Below are 21,589 nucleotides of genomic sequence, written 5' to 3' on the forward strand. Positions count from 1 at the left end.
GGAGGATAACTGTGAAGAAACAGAAAAATAAAATCAAGCAGCAGCCCATCAAGGGGAAATTGCTCCAGAACCATTGCCGTCCTGTAAAAAGGGCGGCTTTTTTTCATAGAATCGGCAATCGCCACAGGTAGGAGGTGCATCTATGGGTGTCTATGTGCATTTTACAGATGAGCAGAAGTACCGCGCCAATAATGTGGATCTTGTGGACTTCCTCCAGCGGCGCGGTGAGAAGCTGATTCCCAGCGGCCGGGATAAAAGGTTGGCGTCCGACCGCAGCATCACCGTCCGGGGAAACGAGTGGTACGATCATTCCGCGGAGAGCGGCGGGTATTCCATTGACTTTGTACGAAACTTTTACGGTCTCACTTTTCCCGAAGCCGTGACCATGCTGCTGGGTGGTGAGCAGGGGGAGGTCTATCTGCCCGCCTCACAAAAGAAGCAGGAGCCGAAAAAGCCCTTTGCTCTTCCGGCTCCCCACAGCGATATGCGCCGTGTCTATGCCTACCTTACAAAAACCCGGCTTATCGACCGTGAAGTGGTCAGTTACTTTGCCAGAGTAAAGCTCCTGTACGAGAGCTGCGAAAAGTCCAAGGACTGCACGAAGGAATACCATAACGCCGTATTTGTAGGATTCGATGAAAACGGTGTGCCCCGCCATGCCCACAAGCGGGGGCTCTATACCGATGGACCCGGCTTCAAAGGCAACGTGGATAGCTGCGATCCAAACTACAGCTTCCACCACATCGGCACAAGTGGCCGCCTCTATGTATTCGAGGCGCCCATCGACCTGCTGTCTTATATCACCCTGCATCCCCAGGACTGGCAAAGTCACAGCTATGTGGCGCTCTGCGGTGTTTCCGAATACGCCATGCTGAAGATGCTGGAGCTGTATCCAAACCTAAACCATGTGATTCTGTGCCTGGACCATGATGAGGCGGGAATCGAAGCGTCGGAGAAATACCAAGACCTGCTGTACACAAAAGGGATTCCATGTGAGATGGAGTTGTCCATGCACAAGGACTGGAACGAGGATATCAAGGCCAAGCACGGAGTGCCGGCCATCCCCGCCGAGGAACATCCCCAGCATATGCTTCGGGATGAACTCTGCCGGCAGCTTATGGAATCGGGATTGCCTGCGAAATCCGGCTGCTCCGCGGATACCCTGTCCGCCCTGCTCATAAAAGTCCGTTCCCATCTGCATTGGGGGCGGTTTTCCGAGGCGGATGACTGTCTGCGGGAGATGTGCCTCCACGCTATAGCCGGCGCCGTGAGGGAGTACCGGCAGATGGATCACAGCCGGGATCTTTCCGCTGTGCAGACAAGGCTCCGCAATGGGTTCAGAACCTATGAAAACCGCGGGCATCTGAAAACCCGGCTGGATTTACTGGAGTCCGATATCATGTCCCTGCGGGGCTATGAGCATGTGGTGTCCGCCGCCGAAAAGGAAAAGCTGGCAGAGTGCTATGAACACATTGCCGCCCACGGTCTCAAGGGCGCCATCCTGCTGGAGAAACACCGGCAAAAGATGGAGCAGAATCAGGAAATGAAGCTGTCCATGTAAAGCCCGGCAATAGCACTGCCTCCGCTTCTGACATTTCAAGTCGTCAGAAGAATAAGGAGGATCTCTATGCAATCTCAGGTTTACATCTTGATTGGCGCCGCAGCCATTATGTTCGCCGTCATCGGCGGCTTGTCTCTGCTGGCGCATTATTATACTTTAAACGGCATCAAATCCCGCACGGTGGGTGACGGTCAGCATGGTACGGCACGGTTCGCATCAAAACAGGAGATCAAAAACACCTATAAGCACGTTCCGTTTCAGCCGGAGCTGTGGAGGCGGGGCGAAAGCCTCCCTACCGAGCAGGGAGTCATACTCGGAAGCAAAGGCGAGAAAAATGCGGTCACCGCATTGGTGGATACGGACGATGTTCACATTTTGATGATCGGCGCATCCGGCGTGGGAAAAACAGCGTTCTTCCTTTACCCAAACATGGAGTATGCCTGTGCCAGCGGGATGAGTTTCCTGGCGCTGGATACCAAGGGGGATCTTGCACGCAACTATGGAAGCATTGCTCAAAATTACTATGGTTACAATGTGTCAGTCATAGACCTGCGGAACCCCAGCCGCTCAGATGGTAACAATCTGCTCACCCTTATCAACCGCTACATGGATATCTGCCGCAAGGAGCCGAATAATCTGGCCGCCAGAGCCAAGGCGGAAAAGTATGCTAAGATTTTGGCTAAGACCATTGTCAATCCGGAGGGGGACGCTTCCACCTATGGTCAGAATGCTTTCTTTTACGATGCTGCCGAGGGGCTGTTGACAGCGGTCATTCTTCTGTTGGCCGAGTATCTGCCGCCCACCGAGGAAAACCCGCAGGAGCAGCGGCACATCATTTCCGTTTTTAAGCTGGTGCAGGATTTGCTGGAGCCATCTAAGGTGAAGGGCAAAAGCCAGTTTCAGCTTTTGATGAATAAACTGCCCGGAGAGCACAAAGCCCGCTGGTTTGCCGGTGCCGCCTTGAACAGTGCGGAGCAGGCGATGGCGTCGGTTATGTCCACGGTACTGTCGCGTCTGAACGCTTTTTTAGATTCCGAGCTGGAGCAGGTGATGTGCTTTGACAGCGCCATTGACGCCGAAACCTTTGCAAACGAGAAATCAGCCATCTTCTTAATTCTTCCGGAGGAAGATCAGACAAAAAATTTCATGGCCGGACTTATGATCCAGAACCTGTCCCGTGAGCTGTTTTCCGTAGCTGACGAGAACGGCGGTAAGCTGAAAAACCGCGTGGTTCTCTTCTGTGACGAGCTGGGCACCATGCCTCCGTTTGATATCCTGCCCCTGTTTTCGGCAGGGCGCTCTCGCCGCCTGACTCTGGTACCAATCATCCAGAGCCTTGCACAGCTCGAAAAGAACTACGGCAGAGAAGGCAGTGAAATCGTGCAGGACAACTGCCAGGACACCATCTTCGGCGGTTTCGCTCCCAACAGCCAGACTGCCGAGGTACTCTCCAAAGCAATGGGCAGCCGCACCGTGATGAGCGGCAGCATCAGCCGCGGAAAGAATGACCCCAGCCAGTCCTTGCAGATGATGGAGCGCCCGCTCATGACGCCCGATGAACTCAAATCCATTCCAAAGGGCAGCTTTGTTGTGATGAAAACCGGTACCCATCCCATGCGGACAAAGCTGCGGCTGTTCCTTGATTGGGGTATTCGTTTCGGGGAGCCTTATACCGTGGAGGAAAAGGCAAACCGGAAAGTGGCCTATGCCGATAAGCAGGCACTGGAGGAAAATATCGTCCGTAAGCACACGGCCTGCATGATGGTGGATGAGGAAACCGGGGAAATACTGGAGCCGCCGGTGGGAACAGGAACCCTTCATACCCCGGCAGCAGAACCATCTGAAAACACCATGCGCCGCCGATCCATACTCAAAACGTAAAGGAGGGTCCCATGAGCTACTTCGACCACATTTACACCGCCTCGCCCGATGAGCTCCCCCATCGGGCGAGAGCTGTTTATATATACCTTCGTGACCGCACAGGCCAGGGGCAGGACTGCTGGCCTGCTGTAAAAACCATTGCCTCCGATTTGCAGCTCTCCCGCAGCACCGTCAAGCGCGCCCTCCATGATCTGGTCAAGGTGGAGCTCATCGAAAAGGAACCACGCTACCGGGAAAATGGGAGCAATACCAGTAATAGACTCATTTTACGGAAATAGCTGCAGTATTCAAAAAGGACAGTCTTCCCGCCAAGGGGAATGACTGTCCTTTTGCTGAACCGAGGTGTGGTTCACTGTGAACCCACCAGAACCTCTCACTCTAAGAATCTTTATTACAGAAAAAGAACAAAGTGTATCTTCGTATATTTCCAAACATTTTTTGTTGGTCAAATTGATCAAACCATCTTTTCATGAATTTGTTGATCCAGAAAGATTTTGCGTTCAGACAGCACTATAGGTAATGGATCTATATTGTTGTTACCTCCTATGCTGGGAGGCAAAACTGTTCCATTAAGACCTTGGGTTTGCACTCCGTATCCCAGTAATACCCCGATTCCCAACGAAGAAATACAGGATAATGCAAATAGCAACGTTTTTTCTTTTCTTTTTTAAGCCATCATTACTTCTCCTTTTGAATGATTAATGGGCTTGAATCCCTTCTATTAGCAGACGGATATGCGCTATCGTATGCTCTCTTAAATCAAAATCAGGATAGCGGACACACCATTCATAACTAACGCCCCTTATTGCCATCACAAAATGTCGGGAAAGAGCCTCGGGCGGCAATGCAGATGTGATCTCACCGAGCCGGATGCCCTTGTCCAATATGCTGTAAAATAGCAAATAAAGCTCTCTGCCATAGCCCTTGACCGCTTCGGTGTCCACGGTTCCCGTCAGCAGCATCTGATAGATTTTTTTCATATTCTCGCAGCCGATGGTATCCGCAAGTTCATCGGCTATCTTTTGGGTCAGGGCAAGGATCACCTCTGAGGCTGGCATCTCATTGGGCAGTGCTTCCACAAAGGTTTTGTAATTCGTATCGGCACTGGCTACGTAGTCTGCAATTAAACTGGCAATCAGAGCATCCTTAGACTCGAAATGCACATAAAAAGCTCCCTTGGTGATACCGGCTTCATCCGTGATGTCCTCTACACTTACGTCAGAGAAGTTGCGCTCTGAAAACTGCTTTTTCGCAATCTCGTACAGCTTCTTTCTCGTTTCTGCTCCTTGCACTTTTCTCTTGTCAGGCTTTTTTTCTCTCATGTTTCCTCTCCTCTATTGAATTTTCTTAAAAAGTAAAGTATAATAAATCATATTAGTAACCACGTTCACTAAGTTGGGTCATTATAATTTTAGTATAGCACCTGACAGTCTTAAATTCAAGCAGTCTGGCTAAAACGATCCCAGTTCTTCGAGTTTTGCTTGGCGAAGTGTGCGGGAGCAGTTGTAGATTCAATAGGAGTTTTTATAGTACGAAATGGAGGAAATAGTATGAGCAGAAAAAAAGCGTTTCACAAAATCACAGCCATGCTGCTGTCCGCAATCATGGTTGTGGGAATGACACCTGTGCCAGCATCGGCGGATACAGGTATGCTTTCAAATGGTGCAAGCGGCGAGATTATTGCCTTTGAAGCACTGAAATCAGATATTGCGGAGCAGAGCGTTCCCCTTGGCACATCTGAGGCGGATTTGGAGCTGCCGGATTCCCTGACATCGACCATACGGCTTGCGGCTTCTACGGAAGAACCGGTACTGGATTCAGGGGAACCGGATGAGAATTCAGGCAACGCTGATACGGTAAGCGGGTCAGCGATTGGTATGGATGAAATAGGTGATACCGAAGCTGGAGCAGGGGCGCAAATTGCCTCCCCCTCCGATGCACAAGAAGATGGGGGTTACTTTGAAGCCGAACCCACGGAGAAAACCGTGGACAGCGTGACGGAAATCACCGTCCCCCTGCCTGTCACATGGGGTTCCTCGCCGGAATACGACAGCGAAGCGGCGGGTACATATATTTTTACTCCCGAGCCGCCGAAGGTATTTACTCTTGCCAGCAGCGTGGAAGTCCCGGCAATCACCGTGACCGTTGGTGCGGTTACCATTATAGGCGCAGTGACAGCCTTTGACGAACTGCCCGACGACATTCGCTGGCAGAACACCACCGCACCGGAATTCCCGGAAACCGTAAGCGGTACGGTCGAGGGCGAAGCGGTCGAAATCCCGGTGACGTGGGAGGCCGACCATGACTATGACGCCGAGGCTCCCCAGCGCGGCCTGTATGTGTTCACCGCTGTTTTAGGCGAGGGTTATGGCCTTGCCGATGACGTGGAGCTGCCCCGTATCACGGTGTATATTCCCCAGACGGAGGGCAGGATGGGGCGCATGGCAGGCGGCGGCACAGATACAAGCCCGCTGGAAATCACCACGGCGGCGCAGCTTGCCGAGATCGCCGCGCTGGTGAATGCCCGCTTAAACGGGCTGGAGCTGTTTTTATTCAACAACGCGGACGCAAGTGTCAGTCTAAAGCTTATGAACGATATCGACCTCTCGTCGTACTCTAAAAGCGAGGGGTGGATGCCCATTGGTACAAGCGAATTTCCTTTTACCGGTATCTTTGACGGTAACGATAAAAGCATCCTTGGCTTGTACATTAACCGAAACGTTGATTATCAGGGCTTGTTCGGCTATGTTGGAAATGAGGGAGCAGTGAAAAGCCTGGGCGTGATAAATGTAAATATCATCGGCCGAATTAATGTCGGCAGCGTGGCGGGATGGGTTCGCGGAACAGTGCAAAATTGCTACAGCACCGGCAATGTTACCGGCAGCAGTTATGTTGGCGGCGTGGCGGGAGAGGTTGACGAGGGCATGTTGGAAAACTGCTACAGCATCAGCAACGTCACCTGTACAGGCTCCGGTACAAGCGGCGCTGTTGGCGGTGTGGCGGGGTGGGTTTCCGGAACGGTGCAAAACTGCTACAACACCGGCAACGTCACGGGTGCAGGTACCAGTGTCACGATAGGAGGCATAGCAGGATGGGTCACTAATACCGGTATAATACAAAACTGCCTCAACACGGGCAGCCTCACCGCATCCGCCACAGGTACAGGCATTCTTAGAATTTGTGTCGGTGGTGTAGCGGGGTGGGTTTATGGGACGGTGCAAAATTGCTACAACACCGGTAGCATTACAGGCACAGGCATAGGCCCATCTATAAGCGCTTATGTGGGCGGTGTGACGGGAACTGTTTACGGCACGATACAAAACTGTGCCGCGCTGAATCCTTCAGTTATCGGTTTAAGTGCTGTCGGGCGCGTGGCAGGCAGCATCTCCGGTTCCGGCTCACTGATAGGCAATATTGCCTTTGGCGGGATGACCGACCCCGGAGCGGGCAAATTCGGCGGAACTTCAGGCAGCGATGATAAAAACGGCGAAACCAAAACAGCATCAGACATCAAGGCGGCAGGCTTCTTTGAAGAGTTGTTTGACAACGATACTGTATGGACATATGAGGAAGGCGAGCTGCCCGGCTTCGGCGCGGCAATCGATATGCCTTCGCATATCGTAGATGGCAGCGATCCGAATTTCTTTGGTGTCGGCACCAGCGAAAATCCTTACCAAATCAGCACCCCCGCCCAGCTCGCCAAGCTGGCGGAGCTTGTAAACGCGGGGAACGCAAGCTATACTGCTGCGTATTATAGGCTTGAAAATGATATTAATCTTTCCGGTTACGCCGCTGAGGCGGGATGGGTGCCCATCGGTACCTACAGCAACCGATTCACAGGCACCTTTGACGGCAATGGCAATAAAATTACTAACCTAACCATCAACCGCGACACAGGCGAATATCAAGGACTATTCGGGTATATAGGCAGTGGCGGAGCGGTGAAAAACCTTGGTTTGGCAGGCATCAGCATCAATGGTACAAAAATGGTCGGCGGCATCGCAGGCTTTATGGAAACCGCCACATTACAAAATTGTTACACTATGGGCAATATCACGGCTTTAGGCTTTGTCGGTGGTGTGGTCGGTTATGTGGACAACAGCAGTACGGTGGAATACTGCTATAGCACCTGTGAGATCAAGAGCACCGGGAGTGCTCCTGACCAATGCCTGGGCGGCGTGGCGAGTTTAGTTCGCATAGGCAGCACGCTGCAGAACTGCTACAGCACCGGAAATGTTTCCCGCACAGGCACAGTCCAAAATGGTTATGCCGGTGGGGTGGTGGGCAGTGTAGCCGCAGCCAGCGTACAAAATTGCTACAGCACCGGCAATGTCTCCGGTGCCTCGCAGGCCGGCGGCGTGGCAGGTGGGGTTTCTTCCGGTTTAACTCGCGGTATGGTCAAAAACTGCTACAGCACCGGCATCGTCTCTGACAGCTACAAAGCCGGCGGTGTAGTGGGTCAAATCCGAGACACCACGGTAGAAAATTGCGTTGCACTTAACCCCTCAGTCAGTGGTTCAGGCTATGTCGAGCGCGTGTCGACACTATATGAGGAGGGGACTCTAAGTGGTAATTTGGCTTTTGATGGTGTGGAAGTCTTGAAAAATACTGCCTCGCAATCCATTACCAGCGATGCAGATGGCGTAGACGGGTTATCCAAAACCGCCGCCGAAATCAGCGCTGCGGGATTTTGGACGACGGCAAGCGGCTTTACAGCAAATTGGGATACCGACACATGGACGATAGAAACCGGCAAGCTGCCCATCCTCAAGGGCATTGCAGGGCAGGATGCTTCCATGCCGGCACATCTGCTCCCGGCGGGCGCCAGCTTTTTTGAGGGCGCGGGCACAAGCGATAGCGACCCCTACCTCATCAAAACCGCCGCCGACCTTGCCAAGCTGGCGGGGCTGGTAAATGCGGGAGCCTCACCTTATGCGAGTTCAGGAAGGTATTACAGGCTGGAAAAAGACATCGAGCTTTCCGCCTATGCAAGCGGGGATGGCTGGATGCCCATTGGAATAAATGCGAGCTACGGATTCAATGGCAGCTTTGACGGCAACAACAAAACCATTACCGGGCTGACGATCAACCGTCCGGCGGCTGATTATACCGGTTTATTTGGCTATCTCTACGTCGACAGCAAAGTGCAGAATATCAGAATCATCGACGCAAACGTCATCGGAAAAGCCCGTGTCGGCGGTGTAGCTGGAAGTGCCTGGGGTGCAACCGTAGAGAACTGCGCCGTTATTGGCAACGTATCCGGTTTGGAGAGTGTCGGCGGAACAGTGGGTCGTGCCTCAAGCAGTACGTTAGAAAACTGCTACAGCTCCGGCCGTGTAACCGGCAGCGGCAACTATGTTGGCGGTATAATAGGGTATCTTGAAATTGCTGTCACTACGGTGCAGCGCTGCTACAGCGACAGCAGCGTTTCCGGTGCGGAGAGTGTCGGCGGCGTTGCGGGATTCGTTGGAGCTGCTGCCGTGCAAAATTGCTACAGCACCGGCAATGTCACAGGCACTCGCTTTGTCGGTGGCGTTGCGGGAGATATTAGCAGCGGCAGCGTGCAAAATTGCTACAGCACCGGCAGTGTTCGGGGAACGGAGCATGTTAGCGGTGTGCTGGGTTTTCTCGGCGGCGGCACAGCAAAAAATAGCGTAGCGCTGAACCCTTCCATCAACGCAGGCGAATACAATTATGGGCGCATGGTGGGCAATAACACCTCCGGCATTCTCTTAAACAACTATGCGTTCAGCCGCATTCCCGGCACATGGGCAAAGAAGGGTCTAAATGCAAAAGACGGTGCGGATGTGACATCGCAGGCCCTGTTTGGCGACAGCTTCTGGACGACGGCGGAGAATTGGAATACATCTGCCTGGGACAGCGACGTTTGGACATTCGCCGAGGGTAAGCTGCCCACGCTAAAAGGGCTTGCGGGGCAGAACGGCGACGGCGGGCTGTATCTGACGGCGCGGGATATCGGGTACGCCACAGCAAGCACGAACCCCCTAATTTATAACGGCAGTGAGCAAATTCCAACTATTACCTTTGACGGCGAGACGCTGGTAAAGGGCACGGACTACACCGTCTCTATCACCAGCACGGACGGCAGCGGAACCAGCGCGGGTACAAACGCCGGAACGGTGACCCTGACCCTCACCGGCATCGGCAGCTTTTACGGAACAAAGAACCTTACCTATACCATAAGCAAAAAGTCGGTTACCATCACGCCCAACTCCGGTCAGAGTAAAAAATACGGCGCAACTGATCCCACGCTGACCTTTACATCCCTGCCTCTGCTGTTTGGCATGGATTCCTTCACTGGCGTGCTCACCCGCACAGAGGGCGCTGATGTAGGAACCTACGCCATTTCCCTCGGCACTTTAAGTGCGGGCGGCAACTACGCGCTCTCACTCGCTTCCAGTACGGTCTATTTCACCATTGAACAGGCCAAGGTGGCGAGCATCAGCACAATTATGGCCAATGTCAGCAGAACCGCCTATCAAATGCGCACTGCCACAACCGCGCAAGCGGTGGTGGATTCGGTGGGTCTGCCGTCAGATGTAAGTGTCATCACCGATGGCGGCACGGCAATGCTGCCAATCACATGGGGAACTGCCACAATGTACAACGCAAAGGGTGCGGAGTATGCGGCAACCGGTACGCTCACAGGCAACAGCAATATTGATCCAAACGGCGTGATTGCGAGTCTAACCGTTACCGTTGCGCCGGTTACGGCGGTAAACCCCACCTTCAGCGACACGTTGGTGGTCACAAACAGCGACAGCTCGGCTACAGCCGCTGAATTGGGAAGCGCCATTCTCCCCGCAAGCGGCAGCATTGCCGTTGAGGGCCAAAGCATTGCCTATACCATAAACTGGAACGGCGGCGAAATGCTGGACAGAACGGCTGTAGGCACCGAGCAGACCTTTACAGGCGCCGTCAGCTACATAGCTCCACCCGCATGGCTGACCCTGCCGGGTGACCATTCCGTCAGTCGCAAGGTATCTGTTACGGCAAAGCAACCCGTTACCATTGGCGGCATCACAACCACCAATAAAACCTATGACGGCGCGGCATATGCCCCAAGCGGCACGGTGACCGTTGCAGGCGGCTCTGTTCCGGTAAATCAACTGGAATGGCTGTATGAATCCACAGACGGTGCAGGCTACAGCAATAGCACCGCGCCCACAAACACAGGCGCATATAGGTTGACCATTTCTGTGCCGGAAGGTAACCCCAATTATGCAGGCGGCGAGATATTCAACTTTATCATCGCAAAGCGGGAAATCACCCTTGTTGCCGATAACAAGACGGTCATTAAGGGCGGCAGCCTGCCGGAGCTTACCTATACAGTAGGCAATTTGGCTCCCGGCAAGACCAAAGCGGATGCCTTGAGTGCCGAGCCTGTGCTGTCTTGTTCGACCTTTAACGGCAATGCGGTGGGCAGTTACGCCATTACTCTCACAGGCGGCACGGCAACAGATAACTACACCATTACAACTCGCACGAACGGTACCCTTACCGTTACGGAGCAGACCTATACTGTTACCTTTAACTTGAACGGTGGCAGCCGCACAGGAGGGGGCGAGCTGTCACAGACCATCGCGGAGGGTGGAGCGGCAACTGCTCCCATCGTTACCCGAAATGGCTATACCTTTACCGGGTGGGATAAAGCCTTTACCAATGTGGCCTCCAATCTGGCCGTTACGGCGGGCTGGAGCTACAACGGCGGCGGTGGCGGTGGAGGCGGTTCCTCCACTGTGCCGAGCGCTCCAAGTGTTCCTGAAAAGAAGCCGGATCAGCCAGTGACGGCAACGGCTCCTGTCACAGCAACAACGGGAACAAATGGCACAGCCAGCGCAGCTATCCCGGATAAAGCCATCACCGATGCCATTGCCAAGGCGCAAGCTGACGCCAAGGCACAGGGCAAAACTGCAAACGGTATTTCTGTGGAGCTGAACGTCACCATGCCGCAAGGCGGAACCTCCCTGACGGCTACCCTGACCCAAAACGCTCTGAACAGCCTTGTGAGCGCAGGGGTGTCCCAGCTTGAACTGGATGGGACGCCGGTTTCCCTCGGACTTGATTTGAACGCCCTCAAGGAAATTCAGAAGCAAAGCAGCGGCAATGTCAGCATCACCATCGCCCCGGCGACAGGGCTCTCCAAAGAGGCAAAAGCCCTTCTTGGAAACAGGCCGGTATACAGCGTCACCATCAGCTATGTTGATAAAAACGGAAAAGCACAGACCATCACCAGCCTCGGCAGCGGAACAGCTACCCTTTCAATTCCTTATACACCGGGCAAGAATGAGGCTATCGGCTACCTGTTCGGTGTGTATGTGGACGCCAACGGAAAAGCACAGCGCATTGACGGTTCCGCTTATGACGCAAACAGCGGAAGCCTGCTGATCCCCACCGGCCACTTCTCCGTATACGGCGTGGGCTACACGGCTCCAAGCGCCAAGTTTACCGACATCGGAACCCATTGGGGAAAAGAAGCCATTGATTATGTAGTCGGCAGAGGACTTCTCTCCGGTACATCAAAAACTACTTTTGCACCTGACACCGCCATGACACGGGGAATGCTGGTGACGGCTCTCGGCAGACTGGACGGTGTGGATACGAAAGCATACACCACCAATAGCTTTACCGATGTGAAAACGGACAGCGTCTTCCGTCCCTATATCGAATGGGCGTACAAGAAAAGCATTGTGCAGGGCATCGGCAACCAACAGTTTGCACCTGACCGGGCTATCACCCGTGAGGAAATTGCGGTTATCTTCGCAAACTACGCAAAAGCCACCGGCTACAAGCTGCCTGTGACCCGTGAGGCCACCGCCTATGCGGACGCTTCCAGCATCGGCAGTGTTTACCAAACAGCAGTAACAGCCATGCAGCAGGCGGGCATCATGATGGGCGGCACGAACAACCAGTTTAATCCGCAGTCCAGCGCCACCCGCGCGGAGGTCAGCTCCATGCTTCACCGCTATATCAAGCTGACCATTGACCCTAATACTGCACAGGGTTGGGCGAAAAACGATGCCGGACAGTATCTGTATTACACGGACGGCAAAGCCCTTACCGGCACACAGACCATCGACGGCGTGAAGTATTTCTTTGAAACCACCGGCGTACTGAAAACAGGCTGGATAAAGGACGGCGACAACTGGCGGTTCTACTCCGGCAACAAGGCGTTGGTCGGCTGGTGGAATATAGGCAGCGGCGATGCCCAAAAGACCTATTATTTCACCAAGGACGGCCTGATGGTGTCCGGCAAGTGGCTCCAGATCGACAGCAAATGGTATTACTTCTACTCTGACGGCGCTCTCGCCAAGAACACCAAGGTTGACGGCTACGAGGTAGACAAAAACGGTGTGAGAAAGACGAAGTAAGAAAAACAAATCAATATAGACAAGGGCAAACCTGCTGAAAGGCAGGGACGCAAAGCCGAGGGTCTAAGGCGTCTTAGGACGTGATGATAGTCTGGCCGCTGAAAGTCAAGCAAAGCCTGCCCTCTTACGTGGAGGGCAGGCTTTTACGGCTTTTTACAACTATTATCGGTGGCATCAGACAGGACTTTCGCTATGAATGATGATGAAAGAGTTTAATAAGAAGATTTATATATAAAACAACCTCCTATGCAGTAGCCTGAAATATAAACCAGCCATCCTTAACCGAAAACTGAAATACACCGCCATGCTTTTCTACGATATGAGCGATGCTTTTTGTGCCAAAGCCATGCTCCTGTTCTTTTGATACTGGAAACCCTTGCCTAAATATCGGCTCTGCCTGAAAGCTATTGTGCAGATCAATGCACAGCTTATTATTTTTGGAATACATACGCAGCCGGATGATACGTTTGTTGCTATCAGGTATCTGTTCACAGGCATGGATCGCATTTTCCAAAGCGTTGGACAGAAGCGAGCAAAGCTCAGTATCGCTAAAGGGAAGCAAATCAGGTAGTTTCGCATCTACTGTCAGCAAGATTGACCCTTGTTTCGCTTTCGCAGCGAAAGCGGACAAAATCAAGTTGACGGTTTCGTTTCCACAAAAGCGTGTGGGCGTGATGGCATCCATGTCGGACTGGGCAGTTTGTAGGTACTCTTTGATCCCCTCGATGTGTTCTTTGGAGGCCAGTCCCTGTAAAAGAGCAAAATGGTGGCGCATATCATGCCGATAGGATGCGGCGTTCTGCTGTAACTGCCGCAGAGAAGCAAACTCTGTCTGCGCCAGTCTAAACTGTGCATCCAGCATATCCTTTTCTCTTTGAAGGCTTGCCTGTTTTTGTGTCTCAGCGTAGTAAAGGATCACAAACACAAAATAGAAAACAGATATTGTTGAGGGCATGAACTGTACCGCCCATTCGGCGCCGCTGTAAAGCACATCGGTGTAGATGGCGGTCATATAGTCAAACAGATAGTAAAAAAGCGGAACTCCGCCTAAAAATAAGCAGGATTTCGTGGACTTCTCCATCAACTGCCGAACAGATCCGGCTACATATCTTTTCAAGAAATAATAGGCCAAAAACACGAATGCTATGTAAAAAATATGGTCTGCAAGCCTGCTGTCTAAAGCGGCTCCTGCAAGGAAACCAAACCAGCGCGGCGCTTGACAGCAAAGATAACCGGAAAGCACGCTGACGGCGGATATGAGCCATGGCCGTTTATGGTACAGCGAGAATATCACAATCAGCGGCAGGTGGATAATCAGCGGATACAGCTTTGATGTCAAATCCAAGCCCAAAAGCCAATAGCTGGCGGTCTGGACAGAAAGAAAAATGACACAGAGCAGGCCGGTGACGAGCCTGTTTTTCTTTGTGGGTTCTATTCCTGCAAAGAGAACGGACACCGTGAGGCCAAAGACCAAAGAAACACCAAATCGCAAGAGTCCTATCACTGTTACTGCCATTTTAAGCACCCCCCTCCATTTGATAATTCAGATATTGCTGCTTCATCTCCTTTGCCTTGCCCTGTGCAACAGGAACAGAGGAAAGGGTCTGCAAGGTAATCTGAAGGTTTTCAATGGTATCCACATACTGCATATTCACAAGATAGGAGCGGTGGGGCTTCATAAAACACCCATATTTCATCAGATTATCGCAGACAGGGGAAAAGGCTTCCGTACATTCGATGACTTTACCGGAGCGCAGATGATAGAGCACGTTTCTGCCGATGACCTCGGCAAAGATCAAATTGGAGATCAATATTTTTTGAATACCCTCATTGCCCTTTATAATAACTGCATCCTCATCCTTTTCCAATTTAATCTGCTCCAGCAGCTCGTCAAAAGTGAAGAATAGTTTTTCTTTTGAGATTGGTTTGAGTACATAGTTGATAGCCTTCACCGAATAGCTTTCCAAAGCAAACTCAGGCGATGAGGTAAAGAATAAAATCGGTGCGGTTTTGTCAAAGGTGCGAATTTCCTTTGCCGCATCAATGCCGGTAAAGCCCGGCATCATAATATCCAGACAGTATATATCAAACCGCTTTCCTTTTTCCAAGGCTGAAATCAATTCAAACCCGTTTGGAAATACAGCGTGTTCGCAGTTTAGATGTCTTGATGTTCGGTACAGGTCGATGAGCTGTACCATATTGGATAGCTCGTCAATATTATCGTCACAGACCGCAATATGCAGCATAAGCAACCCTCCATGTTCTATTAGACTTCTTTGGAAACTCTCGCAGGCTCGCTCTCCTGCAAATCGGGTAGTTGCCGATTACCAGGTTCAGATTGTATAACGGCATTTTCATCAGGAACATACTCCATGATGTCGCCGAAGTCGCAGCCCAAAACACTGCAAATCCGAACCAAAATATCGACATATATATTTTCATCTTTTGAGATTTTCAGAAGCGAGCCGCTGCTGATACCCGCCGCCTTGCACAGCTCGCCTTTTCTTATTTTTCTGTCGATCATCAGTTTGAATAATTTGTTATAACTGACACCCATAACACGCCTCACTTCTTTCTGAAAAACGAAAATCGTTTATGTAAATATTAGATTACAGTATATCATCAAATTATGACAAATACAAGATAAAATTCGCGAGAACGCATCTATTTTCGTGCAATATTGTGTTTTTCACATCTAAAAGCAAAAAAGGCAGGAGTGTGCTTTCCTCCAAAATCATGTTTCATGTCGAAAAAATTATGTTTCATGCAGCGGACGGTTTTGCAGAGATATTCCTGATAGATTGAATGTGGAGAAATAGATGTTATTTCGTTCAATCAAAAAGGAGGAAAAACTATGAAAAAGCAATTTATGGGCATACTGCTCACTCTGTGTATGGCGCTTACCCTGCTGCCGAGCACGGCGTTTGCGGCGGAAAATGTGACCATACTGTCATACCCCGCAAAAACCGAGTATACGGTTGGCGAGGGATTTGACCGAACCGGGATTAAAGCGGAGGTTACAATAGGCGGCGGGAAAAAGGACATCTCAAGCGAAATCAGTTTCAGAAATTCCGGAAACGTGACGTTAGAACAAGGTACGGTATTCGCGTACACTGCGGGAAAGCAGGAGATTACCCTGCGGTGGACAGCTCCGGGCGAAAAAACGAGCCAAATCGTGGGGAAATATACAGTTACATCAACCGGCACATATGTTCCACCCGCGCAGGCTGCACCTAAGCCAAATGATACTACTTATAAACTGTATGACGCCATGGACAACGGCTGGTACAGCATCCGTCTGGGCCCCATTGGCGGTGGCGGTGGCGGTCTGATGTACGCCGGTGGGAACGACACTTTTATTAATATCGACTCCGCAGGCAAGGCATTCTTACGCACTGGAGGAAGGGCCACGAAATTTTATGTTGAGAAAAAGCGCGTTGTAGACCGTGACTGGGCTGAGATAACCATAAAAATGGCGGATGGGCGCTATTTGGGAATTGCGGGCGAAATAGATAACAGAGCAATGTATAAAGTCGGAACGAACCCGGTCTACCGTGCAAAGCCGGATGGCGACATTGTCGGGGAGTTTCCATCAGGCACCATTCTGGAAGTTACCGAGATCAAGGGCGACTGGGCGAAGGTGAAGCATGAAGGCCGAGAGTATTATATGTGGGCTGCCAGACTGACAAAAGTGAATGCGGGCGGCACGCGGGTAGCGGCTGTGGATAAGCCTTATCTATGGCAGATATCCTTCGGCAACAATGTTGCTATGCGCCCCTCCGAGAATCCTAAAATGATGGTCCGTCCTGCGGAAAAAGGATATCCGGACGGAGCGGGGGTTGTCCTGTCCGAATACATCGCCAACTATACCGATATATCATTTGAGGACTGGAGCAGACCCATCAGCAATGCTGAAATGGCGGGGTTATTCTGGGATGCGTTCAGTATTTTAGGATACCATTACCCTGCAGAAGGTCCGAAAGGTTTGCATGAGAGTTTGCGCAAAGAAGGGGGGCAAGCCGAGGAATACAGGGGCAGTATTGTGCTTTGTTACGCTTGGGGTGTCTTTACTGATAAAAATATGAATTGGAGTGCGAATCCCACCTACGGGGAGTTTACCTCTTACTTAATTAAGCTCATGGACTATAACAAAAGCAGGAACAGTACCAAATTTGCCGCTTTCACCAAGGACACCATCAAGAGCTTTGCCATCAGCGGCGACACAAGCGCAAACGCCAAAATAACATGGGAGCAGGCAGCGGCTCTCCAATACAAAACCATCCATTGGGCGGCAGCAGAACATTTGAGGTTAGGTGAATGGAGTGGCCTTTTGGATAGGGTGGAATCGCTCATTTCGGCCGTGCCGAAGAACCTAACGTCCTCTGGGAGCGCATCCGGACAGACACCCGCTCCGGCGCCGACACCCACCAACACCGTTACGGCAACACCCACCAACACCAAGTTTATGTTAAACGGTGCGGAAGTCGCGCTGCCCGCTTACAGCATCGGCGGCAACAACTACGTCAAGCTGCGGGATGTGGGCGCGTTGCTTAAAACACGCTTTGATGTGCGTTTTGAGGATGGCAAGGCAAAGCTGTATAACCATGCGGCGTACACCAAGACGAGCGGCGAGCTTGCCGCAATCGGCAAAGACAGTAAAAATGCTACACTGAGTACCACAGCCTTTGTATGGGGTGACACCGGTGCGGCGGTGACGGGGCTGACCGCCTATACTATCGGTGGCAACAACTATATCAAGCTGCGGGACATCGCAAAGCTGTTTGACTTCGATGTGGATTGGCGTGACGGCAAAGCGTGGATCGAGCCTGATGTGTCGCCGTACACGGAGGACTAACCGCGCTGCCCCCACGGTACAAACTAACCCCTATAATTATGTTTCATGTCGAAAAAATCATGTTTCATGCAGCAGACGGTTTTCTGTGGCAGGGTTTTGATAGAGTGAGCACAGGGAATCTCCCCTATAAAACCCAACAGAAAACGGAGGATTTAGAATGAAAAAGTTACTGGTACTTATGATGGCGCTTGTCATGACAATGAGCCTTGCAGCCTGCGGAGGCAATGCTGAACCCCCTGCATCCACGCCGGAATCCACCCCCGCCGCTGCGGAACGGAAAGACAATGTAACCCCCGAGCAGGCAGCGGCCATTGTAGACATCATGGCGAAGATGGGACCGCTGTACGAAGAGGCGGCGGCAGCGGCCACGGCAAACGGCTGGGATCAGGACGAGCTGGCGGTGCAGGAGCTGAACGCTGTATATGCCATTATGGACTCTGCAAGGGTTGGACTTGGAGAGCTTGACGGATACGGAGACACCAGCACAGAGGATATTGACGCCGTTATTGAACAGTATCAGACTATGCTGGACGAAATGCCCAACTTAGTCGCCAAGTACAGCGAGCCCTACAGCAACTAATCACTGCGTTTTATCAAATGGATAAACCATAAAAAATAATCTCATGGCAAAAGCGGATGCGGAACACCCGCATCCGCTTTTGCAAAAAGGAGGAAATGACTATGCTGCCAACTTTCATCACAATCGCCGTAATTATTGCGGTTATTGTTCTATGGATTATCTCCACGCAGCGCAGACTGGTAGTGCTGGATGAGAATATCAGCAATGCCATGAGCCAGATCGGGGTGCAGCTTTCCAGCCGCTTTGATGCGCTGACGGCCCTTTTGGATTTGACAAAGGGCTACGCCAAGCACGAAAGCGAAACTCTGATTGAAACAATCAAATCAAGAAGAAGCGTCATCACGGCAAAATCCACGCCGGACGAGGTGATGCGTCAGGAAGGGGTTATTTCCGAAGCCCTTGGCAGGATTTCCATGGTGACGGAGCAGTACCCCGATCTGAAAGCCAATCAAAATTACATCAAAACCATGGATGCGGTGCAGACCTTTGAAAACATGGTTCGCACCAGCCGTCTGATCTACAACGACAGTGTAACAAAGCTGAACCGTGAAATCCGAATGTTCCCGGTCTCCATGGCCGCCGGAATGCTGGGTTTTAGGCAAAGAGACTATCTTGTGGAGCAGGCTGACAAGGCGAATATGCCCAGCATGAAATGAGGTGCCCGATGCGTAAAAAGGTGAGCAGCCTAATTCTATGCTTTGCCTTATTATTTGCCCTCCCTCTCCCGGCTTTTGCGGCAAATCAGGTCAATACCATGGATATTCAGGCGGTCATTTACGAGGACGGCTCCATGTATGTGACACAGGTGTGGGAGGGAGATTTTAACGAGGGAACCGAAAGCTACATTCCCATGAACGCACCCGACTATCTGACCATCAGCCAGCTTACGGTCTCCGACCAAAACGGTGCTTATGAAACCGTACCGGAGTGGAATATTGATTGGAGCTTTGAAGAAAAGGCGAGAAAATGCGGCATCCATGATACGGACAGTGGGTATGAAATTTGCTTTGGCATCAGCCGGTATGGACAAAACCGCTATGCGATTGAATATAAGCTGGACAATGCGGTGGGCGGTTACAGCGACAGGGACGGCGTAAACTTCCGATTTGTAAACGATGGGATGAACACCACACCCACCGATGTGAAGGTTGAAATCCGGCTGGCGGACGGCACACCCATCACCGATGAAACCGCCGACATATGGGGTTTTGGCTATGATGGACAGGTGGAATTTTCAGACGGCGCTATTCTGGCCTACACGGAAAGCCCCATTGCTCCTGAAAACCATGTGACGGTACTGTTTTCTCTGGAGAAAGGAATCCTGTCCCCCTCACGGCAGGAACCGGGCAGCTTTGAGGAAGTAAAAGAAGCTGCCTTTTCAGGCAGCGATTACGATGATACCGGCGAAGAAGTATCCACATTTGAAGCGATTGTCACGATGCTTTTGTCCATCGGACTTCCCATCGGGTTGATGATTTGGTTTTTCAGAATGAAAAAGAAACGTGCGGAGAAAAAAAGGCAACGATTTGCAGAGCGGTTCGGGTATTTCAGGGACATTCCCAACGACGGCAATCTGAGTGCCACCTATGCGCTGGGACGGCTGTTTGATGTGTGTGAGGACGGTGCGATTCTTTCCACAGGAATGCTGCGGCTGATTCAGCTTGGCTGCCTGTCCCCCGTGGAAACGCAGCAGATCGGTTTGAGGGGCAAAACCAAAGAAACCGTAAGCCTGCGGCTGGTGGGCAGCAATCATAGCAGTATGAACGAATTTGACGAGTACCTTTATACGGTGCTCGAAAGCGCGGCCGGTTCGGATTCTACTTTGCAGGCAAAGGAACTGGAACACTTTGCAAATCAAAACGACAAACTGCTGCGTGCCTACATACAGAAATGCGAAAACGCAGGCAGAACTTGGCTGAATCAAAAAATCTGCCTGAAACGGTGGGATATGCCCGCAAAGCTGACGTATTTGACGCCAACTGGTGAACAGGAGCTGGGCGAGCTGATGGGGCTGAAACGGTATCTGACGGATTTTTCACTCATTGCCGAGCGCGGCGTCAAGGAAATGCCGATTTGGAGGGAACTGCTGACCTATGCCATGCTGTTTGGCATCGCCGATCAGGTGGCGGAGCAGATGAAAGAGCTGTACCCCCAAATTTCTGCCGAGCTGACCGATTACAGCGGGAGCATGGCGGCCGCCTATTCCTACCACTACTTGCTTTACAGCAATATGAAGCAAGCCGAACAGCGGCGTGAGCAGGAAAAACGCAGCGGCGGGGGCGGCGGATTTGCTTCCCTTGGCGGGGGCGGCGGCTCTATTGGCGGTGGATCAGGCGGCGGAACAAGATAATGCGAACAAAAGGAGGAACGGAATATGGGCTTATTTTCTAAAAAACCCCCTTGCCCCATCTGCGGCGGCAAGATTCCACTGATTCTGCCATCGAAAATCGAGGGAGAATATATTTGCAACGATTGTTACAACAAGATTGATATGGGTGCCGACAAGGAAAGCAATCTGACCATGCAGGGCTTTCGGGAGTATCTGGCATTCTACGATCAAAACCAAATACTGAAAGGCCAGTTCGTGGTTTCTGAGCGGATTGATTTCGGCCTTTGGGATACTAAAATCATCTTTGATTACCAGAACAAGCTACTGTGTATGAGCAAAAACCCGGATAAAACCGTGTTTGAAGGAAGGCAATTGAAATCCTTTACCATCAGGGAGGACAGTACCCCTCTGTTTGAGGGTTCAGCGGCAGGCATACGCCGCTATACCAGCACCGTAACAGAGCGGGCTATGGCGATGGCGCCGCAAATCGCACAGATTGCAGCGAACAAGCGGATGGCACGAACCCTTGACAGGCTGGACGACGGCAAGGTAAATAACTCCGCACCGGTGCAGTATTTTGATATTCCTGAACCCTTTCAGGCGTTTCACGTGGAGCTGCATTTCGACCACCCTTACTGGACGGTGCTCAAATGTGATATGGACGGTCCCCGGTTTAATAACACCCTCCCGGATGTGAACAACTACCTCCGCTCCTATCAGCAAAGTATAGAAGAAATTGAAAAGCTGGTGGCTGCACTTAGGACGGTAGCCTTTTCCGGCGTGGCCGAGCAGTCTGTTGGCCACGGTATGATGGGAATGGGGGCGTTACATACCAACATGGCTCCGCCTACCGACGCCATCGAAGAAATCAAAAAATACAAGGCGCTCATGGAAGACGGCGTGATTTCACAGCAGGAGTTTGAGGCAAAGAAAAAGCAGCTCCTTGGGATTTGAAGAAAATCAGCCTGTCTATGCGGAAGGGGGACATGAC

At 51.6% G+C, this 21,589-nt stretch carries 12 protein-coding genes, 1 pseudogene and 1 riboswitch; of the genes and pseudogenes, 9 read left to right on the forward strand and 4 right to left on the reverse strand.

From position 1 onward, the window contains the following. Positions 1-142: 142 nt before the first annotated feature. From C1A10_RS09475 to C1A10_RS09485, 3 genes are all read left to right on the forward strand, one after another. Positions 143-1,561, forward strand: a complete 1,419-nt coding sequence (locus C1A10_RS09475) for a DUF3991 and toprim domain-containing protein (protein WP_101910039.1) — start codon at positions 143-145, stop codon at positions 1,559-1,561. Between the two features lie 66 nt (positions 1,562-1,627). Further along, a complete protein-coding gene (locus C1A10_RS09480; protein WP_101910040.1) occupies positions 1,628-3,442 on the forward strand; it encodes a type IV secretory system conjugative DNA transfer family protein in 1,815 nt (604 codons plus the stop codon). Between the two features lie 11 nt (positions 3,443-3,453). Next, on the forward strand, positions 3,454-3,720 hold the full coding sequence (locus tag C1A10_RS09485) for a helix-turn-helix domain-containing protein (protein ID WP_101910041.1): 267 nt from the start codon (positions 3,454-3,456) through the stop codon (positions 3,718-3,720). 420 nt (positions 3,721-4,140) lie between these two features. Here C1A10_RS09485 and C1A10_RS18840 read toward each other — a convergent pair whose 3' ends face one another. After that, positions 4,141-4,764, reverse strand: a complete 624-nt coding sequence (locus C1A10_RS18840) for a TetR/AcrR family transcriptional regulator (RefSeq protein WP_101910042.1) — start codon at positions 4,762-4,764, stop codon at positions 4,141-4,143. 228 nt (positions 4,765-4,992) lie between these two features. Between C1A10_RS18840 and C1A10_RS09495 the strand changes: the two genes are divergently transcribed. Continuing rightward, entirely contained in the window at positions 4,993-12,834 is a 7,842-nt protein-coding gene (locus C1A10_RS09495) for a GLUG motif-containing protein (RefSeq protein ID WP_101910043.1), read from the forward strand. 14 nt (positions 12,835-12,848) lie between these two features. Further along, positions 12,849-12,937, forward strand: a riboswitch (cyclic di-GMP riboswitch). A 141-nt stretch (positions 12,938-13,078) separates the two neighbouring features. On the opposite strand, the gene C1A10_RS09500 is transcribed toward C1A10_RS09495, so the two are convergent. The 3 genes and pseudogenes from C1A10_RS09500 to C1A10_RS09510 all read right to left on the reverse strand — a co-directional run. Continuing rightward, positions 13,079-14,350 carry a sensor histidine kinase gene (locus C1A10_RS09500; RefSeq protein ID WP_101910044.1) on the reverse strand — a complete coding sequence of 424 codons (1,272 nt, stop codon included), beginning with the start codon at positions 14,348-14,350 and terminating at the stop codon, positions 13,079-13,081. Position 14,351: 1 nt separating this feature from the next. Further along, positions 14,352-15,080, reverse strand: coding sequence for a LytR/AlgR family response regulator transcription factor (locus tag C1A10_RS09505; protein ID WP_101910045.1), 729 nt, complete (start codon positions 15,078-15,080; stop codon positions 14,352-14,354). Between the two features lie 110 nt (positions 15,081-15,190). Then, positions 15,191-15,391 (reverse strand): annotated as a pseudogene (locus C1A10_RS09510) (helix-turn-helix domain-containing protein); the annotation flags it as partial. Positions 15,392-15,688: 297 nt separating this feature from the next. On the opposite strand from C1A10_RS09510, the gene C1A10_RS09515 reads away from it, so the two are divergent. The 5 genes from C1A10_RS09515 (at position 15,689) to C1A10_RS09535 (ending at position 21,552) form a co-directional block, all read left to right on the forward strand. Then, positions 15,689-17,689: an SH3 domain-containing protein gene (locus C1A10_RS09515; RefSeq protein ID WP_101910047.1), complete on the forward strand. Its 2,001-nt coding sequence runs from the start codon at positions 15,689-15,691 to the stop codon at positions 17,687-17,689. Positions 17,690-17,846: 157 nt separating this feature from the next. Beyond that, the gene (locus C1A10_RS09520) at positions 17,847-18,269 is read left to right on the forward strand and encodes a hypothetical protein (protein ID WP_101910048.1); all 423 of its coding nucleotides are present in this window, start codon (positions 17,847-17,849) and stop codon (positions 18,267-18,269) included. A 101-nt stretch (positions 18,270-18,370) separates the two neighbouring features. Continuing rightward, the gene (locus C1A10_RS09525) at positions 18,371-18,925 is read left to right on the forward strand and encodes a LemA family protein (protein ID WP_101910049.1); all 555 of its coding nucleotides are present in this window, start codon (positions 18,371-18,373) and stop codon (positions 18,923-18,925) included. Between the two features lie 8 nt (positions 18,926-18,933). Then, positions 18,934-20,619: a DUF2207 family protein gene (locus C1A10_RS09530; RefSeq protein ID WP_101910050.1), complete on the forward strand. Its 1,686-nt coding sequence runs from the start codon at positions 18,934-18,936 to the stop codon at positions 20,617-20,619. Between the two features lie 24 nt (positions 20,620-20,643). After that, on the forward strand, positions 20,644-21,552 hold the full coding sequence (locus C1A10_RS09535) for a DUF4428 domain-containing protein (RefSeq protein WP_101910051.1): 909 nt from the start codon (positions 20,644-20,646) through the stop codon (positions 21,550-21,552). Positions 21,553-21,589 lie beyond the last annotated feature (37 nt).

Source organism: Marasmitruncus massiliensis, assembly GCF_900186535.1.
Lineage (GTDB): Bacteria > Bacillota > Clostridia > Oscillospirales > Ruminococcaceae > Anaerotruncus > Anaerotruncus massiliensis_A.